A 14536-nucleotide genomic window follows, 5' to 3' on the forward strand; every position below is an offset into this window, starting at 1 on the left:
GTGTCCGTCCAGGCCGATCAGCAACGCGATGTGCGCCGCCAATGGGCGCAGCCGGGGGGCAGCCATGACCGTATGGTCAAGCTGCTCAAAAACTGGCTGCCCGTGGCCGTTGGCGTGCTGAGCGCGCTGCTGGCGACCGCGCCCTTTACCGGCGGGGACAAGGTGAGCTTCGTCCTCGACAAGAATAAGGTCGATGTGGCGAAGGAGCGGATGCGGGTGACCGAAGCGCTGTATCGCGGCGAGGACAGCAAGGGGCAGCCCTTTTCGCTGCGCGCGGGGTCTGCCGTGCAGAAAAGCTCGCGCGAGCCGATCGTGGACTTGAACGCCATGTCGGCACGCATCCTGCTGTCCGATGGTCCCGCCGTGCTGAGCGCGCAGAAGGGCCGCTATGATATGGACAGCGAGCGGGTCGGCATTGAGGGACCGGTGCAGTTCGAGGCGGCGGGCGGATACAGGCTGACCACGCGCGATGTCGGTATCGACCTCAAATCGCGGCGGATGCAGAGCGCAGGCCGGGTCGACGGGCGCATCCCGATCGGGACGTTCAGCGCCGACCATCTGGAAGCGGACCTGGGCGCGCGGACGGTAACGTTGAATGGCCGGGCGAACTTGCGTATCGAACAAAATGGTCTCAAAGGGCGCAACTGATGACACGCTCCTTCCTTTTGCTGACGATCGGTGCCGTGGGCGCCGCCGGGATGATGATCGCTGGCGCGGGTGCGCAGGTGATGCAGAATCATGACAGCAATGCGCCCGTCAATTTCAACGCCGACCGGATCGAGGTGCAGGACCGCGCCGACCGCGTCGTGGTGTCGGGCAATGTCGAAGTGACGCAGGCGGGCATGACACTGAACGCCGCGCGCATGACGGTGGCCTATCGCAACCAGCCGGGGAGCGGGACGAGCGGCGTGGAGATCGACCGGATCGACGCATCGGGCAATGTCGTGGTGACCAAGGGCGACCAGACCGCGCGCGGCAATGTCGCCATCTACGACCTCAACAGCAAGCTGATCACGATGCTGGGCAATGTCGCGCTGACGCAGGGCGGCAATCGGCTGACCGGCGGGCGGCTGGTGATGGACCTCAATAGCGGGCGATCGACCGTGGACGGGCGCTCTTCGGGCGGCGCGGCGGGATCGACGACCAGTCCGAGCGGGCGCGTGTCGGGCACCTTCACCGTGCCGCAGCAGAAGAATTGACGCAAGCCGAGCGGGCTGTGCGCGACCGGGTGCTGGGTCGGGTAGAGGTCGAGGCGTTGCTGGCGGGGGCGTTGCCCCGGCACCTTATCGATTGCGATCTGGAGGGGGCGGACCTGAGTGGGCTGGCCCTGCCCGGCTGGACGTTCGAGACATGCCAGTTGCGGCGCGTAGATTGGACAGGCGCGCGGCTGGAGGGGACGATCTGGCGGTCCTGTCGTGGGGCGTTCGCGAATTTCGTGGGGGCGGACTTGAACGAGGCGCGCTTTGCCGCCTGCGACCTCAACAATAGCCAGTGGCGCGGGGCGCGGTTGGGCGCGGCGACATTCGAGCGGTGCAAGCTGACCGGGGCCGACCTGTCGGAGATCAAGGCGTTCGACCTGCGCTTTGACGAGACGCTGCTGATCAACGCCAAATTGCCGGGCTTCTCCTTTCGCAAGCAAGTGCTGCAGCGCATCGATTTCAGCGCGGCGGACCTGCGCAAATGTGATTTTCGCGATGCGCGGTTCGAGGAGTGCAGCCTGCGCGAGGCGCATCTGGCCGATGCACGGTTCGATGGCGCGGATCTGCGCGGCGCGGACCTGGGCGGATTGCGGCTGAACGATGCCAGCCGCTTTCGCGGCGCAACGATCTCCCGCGCGCAGGCGAGCCAGTTGCTCGGCGAACTGGGGCTGAAGGTTCTGTAGGCTCCGCAAAAACAAGCCCGGCGCTCTTGCGAGGCACCGGGCAGGATCAGGGTCTATGGCTGGGAGCCGACCCGATAGGATGCTGCGTCAGCCCTTCTTTTCGGGCGGCAGGGTGATCTTCACATCCTCGCCATTCTGGCCAGGGAAGTTGGTGAACATCGCGTCGATCAGGTTCGGAACCAGATAGGTCAGCTTGTTGGACAGCGACTGGGCGCTCGCCTTGCCTTCGAACAGGCGGCGATTGTCGGCCGCGCGGTCGATCTTCATGCTGAGGTCGCTGGTGTAGACGGTGTAGCTGGACACGTCGTTGAAACCGCCGCCGCCGAACAGCCAAGGATCATAGAAGCCATAGCCCCAAGGGCGACCCCAGCGACCGCCAAAGCCACCGCCCCAGGGACCAAAGCCGCCATAACCGCCGCCAAAGCCCGTCGAGCGGACCTTTTCGCGGCCATTGTCGACATCATAGGCGACGCGGACGATGAGGTCGGCGCGCGCGGGATCGCTGGCCGGAACATAGCCGGTCTGCGCCAAGCGCTGCCCGACCATGTCGGCATAATGGGCAAATTCGAGGCCGCCCGCAAGTTGCGGATTGTCGGCGACGATGGTGTAGCTCTGGCCCGCCGGGGCCGGGAGCTGCTGGAAACGGGCGACATCGGCCTTGAACGGCGTGGCGCAGCCCGACAGCGCAACCAGCGCTAGGGCAGGCGCTGCGAACAGACCGAACTTTTTGAAACGGGTCATTTTTCTGCGTCCTGTATCAGGCATGAATCTATCTGCATCATTGGGGCCTGTTCTAGCAAGCCGCAACTGAACATCATTTGAACGCACGAGAAAACCGAACGGGCGCAAACCATGTCCTGTCACCTTAAGGACGCCACGCCCGGCCATAACCCGTAAGTCCCGTCAGCGCATCAGCCCCATCGCGTCATAGGCCGAGCGCAATGTCGGTTCGGCCGCCGCCGCCGCCTTGGCCGCGCCCTTGTCGAGAATCGCGTCGAGCGCGGCGTCGTCGGTGCGCAGTTCGAGGAAGCGCTGGCGAATCGGGCGCAGCGTTTCGACCAGCACTTCGCCCAGCGCGGGCTTGAACGCGCCGAAGCCCTTCCCCGCAAATTCGGCGCAGACGGCGTCGGGGGTGCGCGCGGTCAGCGTGGCGAGAATGCCGACGAGGTTGCTCGCCTCTGGTCGGCCCGCCAGGCCGGCCGCGGTTTCGGGCAGCATTTCCTGGTCGCTCTTGGCCTTCTTCACCTTGGCCATGATGGCGTCGTCATCATCGGTCAGGTTGATGCGGCTCATGTCCGAGGGATCGGACTTGGACATTTTCGCGCTGCCATCGCGCAGTGACATGATGCGCGCCGATTCCTTGGGGATGATCGGGTCCGGCAAGGTGAAGAGATCGACGCCGAAATCGCTGTTGAACTTAGCGGCGATGTCGCGCGCCAGTTCCAGATGCTGTTTCTGGTCCTCGCCCACGGGAACATGGGTGGCGTTATAGGCGAGGATGTCGGCGGCCTGCAGCACGGGATAGACGAACAGGCCGACCGACGCGCCTTCGCGATCCTTGCCCGCCTTGTCCTTGAACTGGGTCATGCGATTGAGCCAGCCGATGCGTGCGGTGCCGTTCAGCAACCAGCAGAGTTCGGCATGGGCGGGGACGCGGGCCTGGTTGAAGAGGACGCTGCGATCCGGGTCGATCCCGGCGGCGACCAGGGCAGCGGCCATGTCGCGCACATTGCGGATACGCTGTTCGCGGGCCTCATGCACGGTGATGCTATGCATGTCGGCGAGGAAGAAGAAGCACTGGCTATCCCCCTCCATCTCGTCCTGCATCTTCACCCAGTTGCGGATCGCGCCGAGATAATTGCCAAGGTGCAGATTGCCGGTGGGCTGGATGCCGGAAAGGACGCGCATGGGATGATCCGTTCTATTGCGTTATGGTCGTGCCGCGCCGACGCATCAGCGCCTTGATATCGGACAGCCGGTAAGCGCCGGTGACGAAGCAGGCCAGCCCGTAGAGCGTGACGCCCGCGCCGACAAGTATGGCGAGCGCGATATAGCGTTGGACCATGGCCCCTGTAAGCCAGGGATCGAACAGGCTGGCCCCTGCGATCAGCGCGCCGCCCATGATGAGCGCGGCAAGCGCGAGGCGCGGCAGGCGACGGCGCAGCCCGGCATCGGCAGCAAAATGGCCGCGCTTGACCAGGGTGCGATAGAGCATCGCCACATTGACGGTGGAGGCGAGCGCGGTAGCGAGCGGCGGGCCGATATGGCCGAGCGTCGGGATGAGCGCGGCATTGCCGATGATGTTGATCAGGATCGAGAGCATCGCGTAGCGCACCGGTGTCCGCGTATCGCCGCGCGCATAATAGCCCGGCGTCAGCACCTTGACGAGGACATAGGCGGGCAGGCCGATCGAGAAGGCGGACAGCGCCCAGCCGCAGCGCATCGCGTCTTCGGCGGTGAAGCGGCCATATTGAAACAGCCCGCGCACGATCGGTTCGGCGACGGTCAGGAAGGCGATGGTGGCAGGCAGCGTCAGGAACAGGGCGAGTTCGATGCCCCGATTCTGCGTCTCCATCGCCGCCTCATTCTCGCCCTTTGACAGCATCCGCGAAATGGTGGGGAGCAGGATGGTGCCAAGGCCGATGCCGATCAGGCCCAAGGGCAGCTGGTTCAGCCGGTCGGCATAATAGATATAGGTGATCGATCCGGAGGCGAGCAGCCAGCCCGACAAAGCGGTCGATACGAGCAGATTGACCTGCTGCGCCCCTGCCCCGGCCGCTGCGGGCACGATGAGGCGCAGGAGTTCGCGGACATCCTTGTCGAGGCGGGGGCGCTGCAGCTTGAGCGAAACGCCTGCGCGGCGGCAGGCCCAGATCAGCCAGAGCAGTTGCAGCGCGCCGCCCACGGTGACCGAGATCGCCTGCACCCGCGCGGTTTCATATTCGTCGGCGCCATGGAAGAACCACAGGCCGCTGATCATCGCGACGTTGAGCAGGATCGGTGCGGCGGCGTTGACCCAGAATTTGTCGAGCGAATTGAGGATGCCCCCCAGCAGCGAGGCGATGGAGATGAGCGCCAGATAGGGGATGGTGATGCGCGACAGGGTGACCGCGAAGGCGAACTGATCCGGCGTCGGATTCTGCCGCGAAAAGCCGCCGGACAGCGCCCAGGTGATCGGCCAGGCGGCGGCAATCAGCGCGAGGGTGAAGAGGATGAGGACCGGCAGCAGCACGGCGAGCGCGCGCTGGGCGAAGTCATAGCCCGCAGGCAGCCCGCCCTCGCCTGCCGCCTTCTTGTTGAATAGCGGGATGAAGGCGGCGGAAAAGGCACCCTCGGCAAAGAGCGCGCGGAACATGTTGGGGAGGCGGAAGGCGACGCCGTTGAAGGCGTCCGACGCGAACCCTGCGCCGACATAGCGGGCCGCGAGGGAATCGCGCACCAGCGCCAGGATACGGCTGACGAGCGTCAGTCCGCCGACCGATCCCAAGGCGCGGATGAGTTTCATGGCATTACCCCCGTGCCCGTTCGGGCTGAGCCTGTCGAAGCCCCACACTTCCTTTTCAAAGAAAAGTGCAGCCCTTCGACAAGCTCAGGGCGAACGGAGACAGGGGTCATCCTGCGTGTCAGGCGTGGCCGGCCGGTTCGCCTGCGGTCTGTTCCAGCGCCTGGGCCTGTTGCAGGTAGAGCGCGCCGAAATCGATGGGGTCGAGCAGCAGCGGCGGGAAGCCGCCGTCGCGGATCGCGTCGGCCAGCACGCGGCGGGCGAAGGGGAAGATGAGGCGCGGCGCTTCGGCCAGCATGAAGGGCTGGATCTGCTCTTCGGGCACGTTGCGCATGCCGAAGATGGCGGCATAGAGCAGATCGACGGCGAAGGCAGTGCCCTGGGGCGCTGTGGCTTTCACGTCGATCTTGAGCGAGATTTCCATCACTTCTTCACCGACGCGGTCCGCGCCGATGTTGAACTGGACGTCGATCTGCGGCTGGTCGGGCCACTGATAGACTGCCGGGGCGTTGGGATTTTCGAAGGACAAGTCCTTCACATATTGGCTGATCAGCGCGATTTGCGGCGCGGTGTCGGCGCCGTTGCCCTGGCTGTTGATATAGGGGTTGGTATCGGCTTCGTCGGCCATGGTCCGTCCTTGTATGGTCAATAATGTCCGGCGGGCCGCAACCCCCCGCGATGTGACCCGCGCGCTTAGCAGGGGGCGCGGAGCAGGGCAATGGCACCGGCACGAAGGGGCTATTTGAAGTTGCGTGCAAACATGCCTATGTTGGTTGGAACATTGTCCCCGCGCAAAGGGTATAGATTTCCGTGTATGTGATCGTCATCCTCGCCATGATAGCCGGTTTTCTGGCGCTCCGGCTCTATTCCGTGCTCGGCAAACGTACCGGACACGAGCAGGAGCCTGCGCTCCGTCCCGCCGAAGACCGTGCCAAGGTGACGGTGCTGCAACCCCGGCCGATGGCCGAGGGCGCGGGCGATTCGGTGCGCCTGGCAGACGGGTTGATCGCACCGGGGGCGGAAAATGGCGTGCGCGCCTTGATCGCCGCCGATCGCAGCTTCGATGTGCCGCAGTTCGTCGATGGGGCCAAGAGCGCCTATCGCATGGTGCTGGAGGCCTTTTGGCGCGGTGACCGGGACGAGCTGGCCTGGTTGTGCGACGAGGATGTGCGCGCTTCCTTTGAAGCTGCGATCGCCGCGCGCGAGGCCGAGGGCCATGTGCTCGACAACCGGCTGGTGCGGATCGAAAAGGCGCAGATCATGGAAGCCTCCGTCAATGGCGGCGTCGCGCAGATTGCGCTGCGGTTCGAGGCCGACATCGCCGCCGTCACGCGCGATCAGGACGGCAATGTGGTCGCCGGGTCGATGACCGATGCGGTCGGGACCAACGATATCTGGACCTTTACCCGCGACGTCCGCAGTGCCGACCCCAACTGGAAGCTCAGCGAAACCGACGAAGCGTGATCGGCGCATGATGCTGCGTTCTAGGGCGGGCGCGCTGGCCGCTGCCCTGCTGCTGTCGGCTTGTTCGGGCAGCATGATCCCGCCGTCCGCGACTGGCCCTGTGCCATCGCGGCCTGGGTCGTCCGGGAAGTCGCCACCCGCCCCCCACCCCGGCAACGCCGCGCCCCACCCTTCCCGTCGAGATGCCGACCGATCCCGCGCTGGTGCCGGGAACCGCCGCCGCCTTGGGCGTGACGCGCGGGCCGGAGGTCGGCAGCCTGATCCCGTCGGGCGAGCGATCACGGCTGGCGTTGCAGGCGTTTCGCATTTCCTGCCCCACGCTGATGCGGCGCACTGATGCGAGCGGGCTGACCAGGGGGTCGGACTGGAACAATGCCTGCGCGGCGGCATCGAGCTGGCCGGACACCAGCGCCAGCGAATTTTTCTCCCGCTATTTCGAAGCGGTGCAGGTGGGCGACGGCGCGGCCTTCGTCACCGGCTATTATGAACCGGAAATCGCCGGTTCGCGCACGCGCCAGCCGGGTTATGATGTACCCATCTATCGCCGCCCGACCGACCTGATCGACGTCGATCTGGGCCAGTTCAGCGAGGCCCTCAAAGGCCGCACGATCCGGGGCAAGGTCGCGGGCACCAAGTTCGTGCCCTATGACGAGCGCAAGCAGATCGTGAGCGGCGCACTGGCGGGGCGCGGGCTGGAATTGGCCTATGCCGCCGATCCGGTCGAATTCTTCTTTCTGCAGGTGCAGGGCAGCGGACGGCTGAACCTGCCCGATGGTGGCGTCATGCGCATCGGCTATGACGGGCAGAATGGCCGCGATTATACCGGCATCGGCAAGCTGATGAAGGATCGCGGGCTGATCAAGGCCGGGTCGATGCAGGACATCATGCAATATCTGCGCGCCAATCCGGTCGAGGGTGCGGCGATCATGAACGAGAATAAGAGCTTCGTCTTTTTCCGCGAACTGACCGGCGCTGGGCCGATCGGCGCGTTGGGCGTGCCGGTGACGGCCGAAGGGACGGTCGCTGCCGATCCCAAATATGTGCCGCTGGGCGCGCCGGTGCTGCTCTCGCTCGACCGGGCTGAGCCCAATGGCATGTGGATCGCGCAGGATACGGGCGGCGCGATCAAGGGGGCCAATCGCTTCGACAGCTTCTGGGGTGCGGGCGCGCGGGCGCGCGGCATTGCAGGGGGCATGTCGGCGCGGGGCAGTGCGCTCATTCTGCTGCCGATCGGGTCGGTCGCCCGCCTCACCCGACCCTGACCGGGGTGGCGATGGCGCGGCGGCATCTATCGACCGATGAGCAGGCGCTGTGGAGCGCGCTGGCCCGGACGGTGCGGCCGTTGCGCCCGCAAAATCGCGCTCCCGTCGCGCTGCCCGTGGCGATGATCGATCCGCCTGCCCAGAAACGAGTCGTGCCGCCCCCTGCCCGCCCCACTCCACCGCCTGCGCCTGTCCGCACGCCTGCCGCCGTACTGGACACGGGTTGGGAAAAGCGCATCCGCAATGGCGCGGTCAGCCCGGAGATGAGCATCGACCTGCACGGCCATAGCCTGTCGGCGGCCCACGCCCGGTTGCACCAGGCGCTGGGCGTGGCGCTGGCGCAGGGGGTGCGGGTGATATTGGTGGTGACGGGCAAGCCGCCCAAGGGCGCGCTGTCCGACAGCGCGGCGCGGCGCGGCGCGATCCGGGCCGAGATCGGCCATTGGCTGGAAACCAGCGCCCATGCCGACCGGATCGCCAGCGTCCGTGTCGCCCATCCGCGCCATGGCGGCGACGGCGCGCTCTATTTGATATTGCGGCGCCGAAAATAGCGTTGTCATCGCAAAGTCGCTGACCCTTTCTTAACCACCGTCCTTCATATCCTTGCCCCCTAAGGCTTCATCGTGGAGCGTGCGCCGGGACAGGGACAGATGATGCGGGGGGTGACGTTAAAAAGCCGCGCTGCTGCGTTCGCCTGCTCCGCAGGTGCGCTTGTCTTCATCCTGTCGCTCATCCTGGGCTATACGCCCGGCCAGCCCGATGACATTGGGCAGATCAGCCGCGCACTGATCATCGCCATCTTATGCGGGACGATGAGCTGGGCTTCGGCGCGCCAGACGGTCGCGACCACCGCCACCGCCATCGACATGGCGACCGAACGGCTCGTGTCGGCCGCGCATGGCGACCTGCAATCGCCGGTGCCGGGCGATATCGCGCGCGAAATGCCCGATCTTTCCGTGGCGATGGAAAGCCTGTTCAGCCAGGTGCGGACCAATTTGGATCATGTCCAGACGCTCGCGCTGTTCGACCAGATTACCGGCCTTGCCAATCGCACCAGCTTTTGCCGTCAGGTCGAACGCCATCTCGCCGAGCGGGTGGAGGAGCGCAAGGCCGCTTTGTTCTTCATCGATCTGGACGGGTTCAAGGGCGTCAACGATACGCTGGGCCATGCCGCGGGCGACCAACTGCTGGCGCGGGTCGCCGGGCGGCTGCGCGAAGTGGTGATGGCGCAGGTCGCCGCCGGGTCGGGCGATGCCGTGATCGGGCGGCTGGCGGGTGACGAGTTCACCATGTTCTTCCCCAACCTGCCCGGCCATAGTGCGGCGGCGCGCATTGCCCGCGCCATCCAGTTTGCGCTGGGCGAACGATTTGATTTGGGCAGTCAGCATGTCGACCTGGGCGCGTCGATCGGCATCGCCTGCTACCCCGACCATGGCGAGACGCTGACGGCTTTGCTGCGCGCGGCCGATGTCGCCATGTATCATGCCAAGCATGAGGGACGCGGCCGTGCGGAAATGTATAGCGCGGAACTAGCGCTGGAGGCATCCGACCGGGCCGACCTGGAACGCGATTTGATGCTGGCGTTGCAGCGTGACGAGTTCATCCTGGAATTTCAGGCGCAGATCGACATTGGCAGCGGCAGCGCGGTGGCCGCCGAGGCGCTGGTGCGCTGGGCGCATCCCGAACGCGACATCCTCATGCCGGGCGCGTTCGTCACTGTCGCGGAGGAAAGCGGCGTGATCGTCGCGCTGGGCGACTGGGTGATGGACAGGGTGTGCGAAACCGCCGCGCGCTGGGCAGCGGCGGGCATAAGCCAACGGATCGCCATCAACATCTCCACCCGCGAACTGGGGCAGGCTGATTTCTTCCTGCGCCTGCGCCACGCCATTGCCACCCACCAGACGCCGACGACGATGCTGGAACTGGAGATCAGCGAGTCGCTGGCGATGGAGATGGAGCCGCGCGTGCTGGATCAGTTGGCGGCGCTGCGACGCGACGGGGTGCGGGTGGCGATCGACGATTTCGGCACCGGCTATTCCAACCTGTCGCGGTTGAAGGAATTGCCGGTGGATCGCGTGAAGATCGACCGCAGCCTGGTCCGCGACATAGCCACGTCGGCCGAGGCACGGACCATCTGTTCGGCGGTGGTCGGCCTGATCCAGGGGCTGGGCCTGGAAGTGGTGGTCGAAGGGATCGAGAGCGAGGCGCAGATGGACATGCTGCGCGTCATCGGCTGCACGCAGTTTCAGGGCTATCATCTCGCCCGGCCGACGGGGGAACAAGCCTATCTCGACCGTTTCACCCTGACCGCAAGCCCGGACCGCGTCCTGTTGCTGCGCCAGCCAGAGCCACGCCGGGGCTGATCAGCCCCGCAGCGCCCGCTCCACGATCAGCGCGTAGATGCGCTGCAAATCCCGCAAATCCTGCACCGCGACCGCTTCGTCCAGCTTGTGCATCGTCGCATTGTTGAGGCCGAATTCCACCACCGGGCAAAGGCGCGAGAGGAAGCGGGCGTCGGACGTGCCGCCTGTGGTCGACAGGTCAGTGGCAAGGCCGGTGACATCGCGGATCGCGCCGCTGACAAGATCGCTGAACGCACCCGGCGGGGTCAGGAAGGGTTCGCCGCTGATCTTCGCCTCGACCGTGCCGCCCTCAGTCGCGGCGATGGCGGTGATCCGTTCGATCAACGACGCGCCGCTATGCCGGTCGTTGAAGCGGATCGAAATGCGTGCGGTCGCGAGGCCGGGAATGACATTATGCGCCGGATTGCCGACGTCGAGGTCGGTGATTTCGATATTGCTGGGCTGGAACCAGTCAGTGCCCTCGTCCAGCGTCTCCGCCTCAATGGCGGACAGGATGCGGACGAGCTTCGGGATCGGATTGTCGGCGAGATGGGGATAGGCGACATGGCCCTGACTGCCCGCCACGCTGATCCACATATTGACCGAACCGCGGCGCCCGACCTTGACCACGTCGCCCAGTTGCGCCGAGCTGGTCGGCTCGCCGACGAGGCAGAGGTCGGGGCGCAGTTCGCGCGCGGCCATCCGCTCCATCAGCGCGAGCGTGCCATGAACGGCCGGGCCTTCCTCATCACCGGTGATGATCAGGCTGATCGTGCCGGGCAGGTCGTCGGGCAGATCGTGCAGCGCCGCGACGAAGGCGGCGATCGACCCCTTCATGTCCACCGCGCCGCGGCCGTAGAGCAAATCGCCGCGCTGTTCGGGGACGAACGGGTCGCTGGTCCAGCCCGGCCCCGGCGGCACGACGTCGAGGTGCCCGGCAAAGGCGAAATGCTTGCCGCCGCCCGTGGTGCGCCAGGCGAGGAGATTTTCGACCGGGCCATCAGGCGCATCGCCGGTGACGAAACGATCGACGGTAAAGCCCAGCGGTGCCAGCATAGCCTGCAGCGCGGTAAAGACGGCGCCGGTCGCGGGTGTTACGGAGGGGCAGGCAAGCAGTTGCTCGGCAAGCGCCACGACATCATGATTGGCTCTGGTGCTGGTCATGCCCAGGCGTTAGCGAAAGCCGGGCCGCTTGGCCAGCAGGAGGAGACAAGGCCGTGCCCCGGATCGACCTGGATGCCATCGCGCAGACCAATGCCACCGGCTATCCCGCGCCCCATGCCGACATCGTTGCCGGACGGTGGGTCAGGCGGCTTGGCCCTGCAAGCGATCTCTCCGATTTCGGCGTCAGCCATGTCGTGCTGAAACCCGGCGCGGCGTCGTCCAACCGGCATTGGCATGAGGATGAGGATGAGTTCGTCGTGATGCTGGCAGGGGAAGCCATGCTGGTCGAGGAGGATGGGCGCACGTTGCTGCGCGCGGGCGACATGGCGGCCTTTCCCAAAGGCGAGCCGAATGGCCATCATCTGGTCAATGAAAGCGACACCGATTGCGCCTTTCTGGCGTTCGGGCGGCCACCGACCGGCGATTGCCATTATGCCGATATCGATATGCGATGGTCGAGCGGTCAATATCGCCACAAGGATGGGAGCGGCTTTTGACGATGCGGATGGATCGGCGCGCGCTGGTGACGGGCATGGGCGCGATGTTGGTGGCGGCCAAGGCACCGCCGGTTGCGCCCTTGCCTGCGACGCTGGTGAAGCCGCCGCGTCTGCGGCCGGGCGATGTCGTCGGGCTGATCGAACCGGCTGGCTTTACCGACGATATGTTCGACCTCGATCTGGTCAAGGAGACGATCGTGGCGATGGGGCTGGTGCCCCGACCTGCGCCGCATCTGGCCGCACGCCATGGCTATCTGGCCGGGACCGACAAGGATCGCGCGGCCGACGTCAATGCGATGTTCGCCGATCCGCAGGTGCGCGCCGTGTTCGCGGTGCGCGGCGGATGGGGCTGCGCGCGCATCCTGCCTTTGCTCGACTTCGCGACGATCCGCGCCAATCCCAAGCTGCTGATCGGTTTCTCGGACATCACCGCACTGCACATGGCCTTTGCCGCGCGGGCGGGTTTCACCACCATCCACGGCCCCAATGCGTCGAGCAGTTGGGGCCGTTTTTCCTGGGATGGATTTCGTGCGGTCGCGTTCGACGGGGCGATGCCGACCTTTGCCAATCCGGTCGGCAATGAGGACCGGCTGGTCCCGCGCGCCGGGCGCATCCGCACCTTTCACCCCGGCAAGGCGAGCGGGCGATTGCTGGGCGGCAACCTGACCGTGCTGGCGGCCTTGATGGGAACCGGCTGGCTACCCGATTTCAGCGGCGCAATATTGTTCATCGAAGATATTGGCGAAGCGCCCTATCGCATCGACCGGATGCTGACCCAGCTAGCGCTGGGCGGCGTGCTGGGGCGGCTGGCGGGCGTGGTGTTCGGCCAATGTACCGATTGCGGGGCGAGCGGGCCGTCCTATGGTGGGTTTACCCTGTCGGAGGTGTTGCAGCAGCATCTTGGCTCCCTCGGCATACCCGCCTTCCAAGGCGCGCAGTTCGGCCATGTCGCCAACCAGTTCAGCCTGCCGGTGGGCGTGCGGGCGGAGATGGATGCGGACGCCGGGACGATCCGCTTGCTGGAATCGGCGGTCGCTTAAGGCCGCTCGTCCCAGCGAACCAGCGTGACCGCGCCGTCAGGGGCGACGGCCAGTTCGCCGAACGCCCCGGTGCGCAGTTTCCGCGGCGGCAGGCCCAGCGCCAGTAGCGCGAAGCGGGCCGCGCCGTTGGAGGTGACGAGCAGGTCGGCCCCCTCCCCGGCTTGCGCGAAGACGGCGCGCCAGGCGGCGATGCGAGATTCGGCATCGACGATCCAGCCATCGGGCGCGATGCCCCGTTCTTCCCAGTCCGCCAGCGCCTGCGCCCCGATACGGGCGAGAACGTCGGCTTCGGGGCGGCCTTCGTCGGGGCCATGATCGATCTCGCCCAGCCAGTCGTGCGTCCCGTCCAGGCCATGGCCGGTGGCAGCGGCGATCGCAGCGGCGGTCTGGCGGGCGCGGAGGAGCGGGCTGCTGAACAGAAGGTGGATGGGGGGCGGTTGTTGCGCGAACCAGGTGCCCAGACGCTCGGCCTGAGCGTGGCCGCTGTCGACCAATGGGATGTCGGTGCGCGACCCGATGCGGCAAGCCTGTGCGCTGCTGGCGAAAGTGTTGCCGTGGCGGATGATGAAGAGGCGGCGCATCAGAACGAGGGCGTGGGGTCGCCATGTTCGGCGATCAATGCTTCGACGCGGCTGATATCGGCTTCGGTGTCGATGCCCGAACTATCGAAGGAGGGCGGATCGACGGGCACGGTCATGATCGGGATGCCAAGCTCCAGCAGACGGAGCTGCTCCAGCCCTTCGAGATTTTCAAGCGCCGTGGGCGGGCAGGCCTCGAACCGACGCAGCGCGTCCAGCGCATAGCCATAGAGGCCGACATGGCGCCAGACCGGCGAGCGCGGCAGGCTGGCACGCAGGCTGTCTTCGTTGCGGATGGCGGGGATGATCGCTTTCGAAAACCAATAGGCATGGCCATCGGGCGAGCGGGCGCAAGTGGTGCCGCTGAACGGTGAGCGAGTCTTGTGATCGCGCAGGGCATCGAGCGCGGGCCAATCGAGCGCGATGACCGGGGTGGCGACCTGTGCGCCCGCTTCCAGCGCAGCGATGACGGCGCCGAGCGCGCCCTTGGGCTGGAAGGGCGAATCGCCCTGGAGGTTGATGACGAAGCGGGGGGCTGTGGGCTGGGCCAGGGCGGCGGCGAGCGCGCGGCCTGATCCGGTGGCGATGGCGCTGTCGGTCATCACCGCCTCGCAGCCCACGGCGCGGGCATGATCGGCGATTTCCGCGTCATCGGTGGCGACGGTCAGCGCGACCCCTGCCCTGTCGCCAATCGCCGCGCGCGCCATGGCGATGGTGCGGTGCAGCAGCGTGCGCCCTGCGATGAGGCGCAGCGGCTTACGCGGCAGACGGGAAGACCCCGCCCGCGCGGGAATGACGACCAGGT

15 protein-coding genes and 1 pseudogene are annotated in these 14536 nt (G+C 66.2%); 9 read left to right on the forward strand and 7 right to left on the reverse strand.

The window, feature by feature from the left end:
* Genes OVY48_RS08000 through OVY48_RS08010 form a run of 3 tightly spaced genes read left to right on the forward strand, consistent with a single transcriptional unit; the run spans position 1 to position 1882 of the window.
* Positions 1-648 (forward strand): hypothetical protein, encoded by a 648-nt coding sequence (locus OVY48_RS08000; RefSeq protein WP_037473564.1) that lies wholly within the window; start codon positions 1-3, stop codon positions 646-648.
* Positions 648-1199, forward strand: coding sequence for an LptA/OstA family protein (locus tag OVY48_RS08005; protein ID WP_313922436.1), 552 nt, complete (start codon positions 648-650; stop codon positions 1197-1199). The genes OVY48_RS08000 and OVY48_RS08005 overlap by 1 nt, the downstream gene beginning before the upstream one ends.
* Positions 1196-1882, forward strand: coding sequence for a pentapeptide repeat-containing protein (locus OVY48_RS08010; protein WP_313922437.1), 687 nt, complete (start codon positions 1196-1198; stop codon positions 1880-1882). The genes OVY48_RS08005 and OVY48_RS08010 overlap by 4 nt, the downstream gene beginning before the upstream one ends.
* Before the next feature lie 87 nt (positions 1883-1969).
* On the opposite strand, the gene OVY48_RS08015 is transcribed toward OVY48_RS08010, so the two are convergent.
* The 4 genes from OVY48_RS08015 to secB form a co-directional block, all read right to left on the reverse strand.
* The gene (locus tag OVY48_RS08015) at positions 1970-2623 is read right to left on the reverse strand and encodes a DUF4136 domain-containing protein (protein ID WP_069065257.1); all 654 of its coding nucleotides are present in this window, start codon (positions 2621-2623) and stop codon (positions 1970-1972) included.
* Positions 2624-2785: 162 nt separating this feature from the next.
* Positions 2786-3790: a tryptophan--tRNA ligase gene (trpS, locus tag OVY48_RS08020; RefSeq protein ID WP_313922438.1), complete on the reverse strand. Its 1005-nt coding sequence runs from the start codon at positions 3788-3790 to the stop codon at positions 2786-2788.
* Between the two features lie 13 nt (positions 3791-3803).
* Positions 3804-5387: a murein biosynthesis integral membrane protein MurJ gene (gene murJ, locus OVY48_RS08025; RefSeq protein WP_313922439.1), complete on the reverse strand. Its 1584-nt coding sequence runs from the start codon at positions 5385-5387 to the stop codon at positions 3804-3806.
* Positions 5388-5505: 118 nt separating this feature from the next.
* Positions 5506-6012 (reverse strand): protein-export chaperone SecB, encoded by a 507-nt coding sequence (gene secB / locus OVY48_RS08030; RefSeq protein ID WP_037473556.1) that lies wholly within the window; start codon positions 6010-6012, stop codon positions 5506-5508.
* 182 nt (positions 6013-6194) lie between these two features.
* On the opposite strand from secB, the gene OVY48_RS08035 reads away from it, so the two are divergent.
* From OVY48_RS08035 to OVY48_RS08050, 4 genes and pseudogenes are all read left to right on the forward strand, one after another.
* A complete protein-coding gene (locus OVY48_RS08035) occupies positions 6195-6848 on the forward strand; it encodes a Tim44/TimA family putative adaptor protein (RefSeq protein ID WP_037473554.1) in 654 nt (217 codons plus the stop codon).
* Between the two features lie 7 nt (positions 6849-6855).
* Positions 6856-8110: pseudogene (locus OVY48_RS08040) on the forward strand (murein transglycosylase A).
* An 11-nt stretch (positions 8111-8121) separates the two neighbouring features.
* Complete coding sequence (locus tag OVY48_RS08045; protein ID WP_096060766.1) at positions 8122-8661, forward strand: Smr/MutS family protein; 540 nt, start codon at positions 8122-8124, stop codon at positions 8659-8661.
* A 102-nt stretch (positions 8662-8763) separates the two neighbouring features.
* Complete coding sequence (locus tag OVY48_RS08050) at positions 8764-10473, forward strand: EAL domain-containing protein (RefSeq protein ID WP_313924715.1); 1710 nt, start codon at positions 8764-8766, stop codon at positions 10471-10473.
* Here the strand turns inward: OVY48_RS08050 and dapE are convergent, their stop codons facing one another.
* On the reverse strand, positions 10474-11616 hold the full coding sequence (dapE, locus tag OVY48_RS08055; protein WP_313922440.1) for a succinyl-diaminopimelate desuccinylase: 1143 nt from the start codon (positions 11614-11616) through the stop codon (positions 10474-10476).
* Positions 11617-11669: 53 nt separating this feature from the next.
* Here dapE and OVY48_RS08060 point away from each other — a divergent pair, with 53 nt between their 5' ends.
* Together OVY48_RS08060 and OVY48_RS08065 are read left to right on the forward strand one after the other, a co-directional pair.
* Positions 11670-12113 carry a cupin domain-containing protein gene (locus OVY48_RS08060; protein WP_313922441.1) on the forward strand — a complete coding sequence of 148 codons (444 nt, stop codon included), beginning with the start codon at positions 11670-11672 and terminating at the stop codon, positions 12111-12113.
* A 2-nt stretch (positions 12114-12115) separates the two neighbouring features.
* On the forward strand, positions 12116-13153 hold the full coding sequence (locus OVY48_RS08065; RefSeq protein WP_313924716.1) for an LD-carboxypeptidase: 1038 nt from the start codon (positions 12116-12118) through the stop codon (positions 13151-13153).
* Here OVY48_RS08065 and OVY48_RS08070 read toward each other — a convergent pair.
* Both OVY48_RS08070 and OVY48_RS08075 read right to left on the reverse strand, forming a co-directional pair.
* On the reverse strand, positions 13150-13734 hold the full coding sequence (locus tag OVY48_RS08070; protein ID WP_313922442.1) for a histidine phosphatase family protein: 585 nt from the start codon (positions 13732-13734) through the stop codon (positions 13150-13152). The genes OVY48_RS08065 and OVY48_RS08070 overlap by 4 nt on opposite strands.
* A complete protein-coding gene (locus tag OVY48_RS08075; protein ID WP_313924717.1) occupies positions 13734-14534 on the reverse strand; it encodes a 3-deoxy-manno-octulosonate cytidylyltransferase in 801 nt (266 codons plus the stop codon). Before OVY48_RS08075 ends, OVY48_RS08070 begins: the two co-directional genes overlap by 1 nt.
* Positions 14535-14536: the final 2 nt, after the last annotated feature.

It is taken from the genome of Sphingobium sp. SA2 (assembly GCF_032227065.1).
Classification (GTDB): domain Bacteria; phylum Pseudomonadota; class Alphaproteobacteria; order Sphingomonadales; family Sphingomonadaceae; genus Sphingobium.

Excerpts from the sequence above, each read along its gene's own strand:
- OVY48_RS08045 (WP_096060766.1), top strand. The coding sequence starts at position 8,122 with ATGGCGCGGCGGCATCTATCGACCGATGAGCAGGCGCTGTGGAGCGCG.
- murJ (WP_313922439.1), bottom strand. The coding sequence starts at position 5,387 with ATGAAACTCATCCGCGCCTTGGGATCGGTCGGCGGACTGACGCTCGTC.
- OVY48_RS08050 (WP_313924715.1), top strand. The coding sequence starts at position 8,764 with ATGCGGGGGGTGACGTTAAAAAGCCGCGCTGCTGCGTTCGCCTGCTCC.
- OVY48_RS08005 (WP_313922436.1), top strand. The coding sequence starts at position 648 with ATGACACGCTCCTTCCTTTTGCTGACGATCGGTGCCGTGGGCGCCGCC.
- secB (WP_037473556.1), bottom strand. The coding sequence starts at position 6,012 with ATGGCCGACGAAGCCGATACCAACCCCTATATCAACAGCCAGGGCAAC.
- OVY48_RS08015 (WP_069065257.1), bottom strand. The coding sequence starts at position 2,623 with ATGACCCGTTTCAAAAAGTTCGGTCTGTTCGCAGCGCCTGCCCTAGCG.
- OVY48_RS08070 (WP_313922442.1), bottom strand. The coding sequence starts at position 13,734 with ATGCGCCGCCTCTTCATCATCCGCCACGGCAACACTTTCGCCAGCAGC.
- trpS (WP_313922438.1), bottom strand. The coding sequence starts at position 3,790 with ATGCGCGTCCTTTCCGGCATCCAGCCCACCGGCAATCTGCACCTTGGC.
- OVY48_RS08065 (WP_313924716.1), top strand. The coding sequence starts at position 12,116 with ATGCGGATGGATCGGCGCGCGCTGGTGACGGGCATGGGCGCGATGTTG.
- dapE (WP_313922440.1), bottom strand. The coding sequence starts at position 11,616 with ATGACCAGCACCAGAGCCAATCATGATGTCGTGGCGCTTGCCGAGCAA.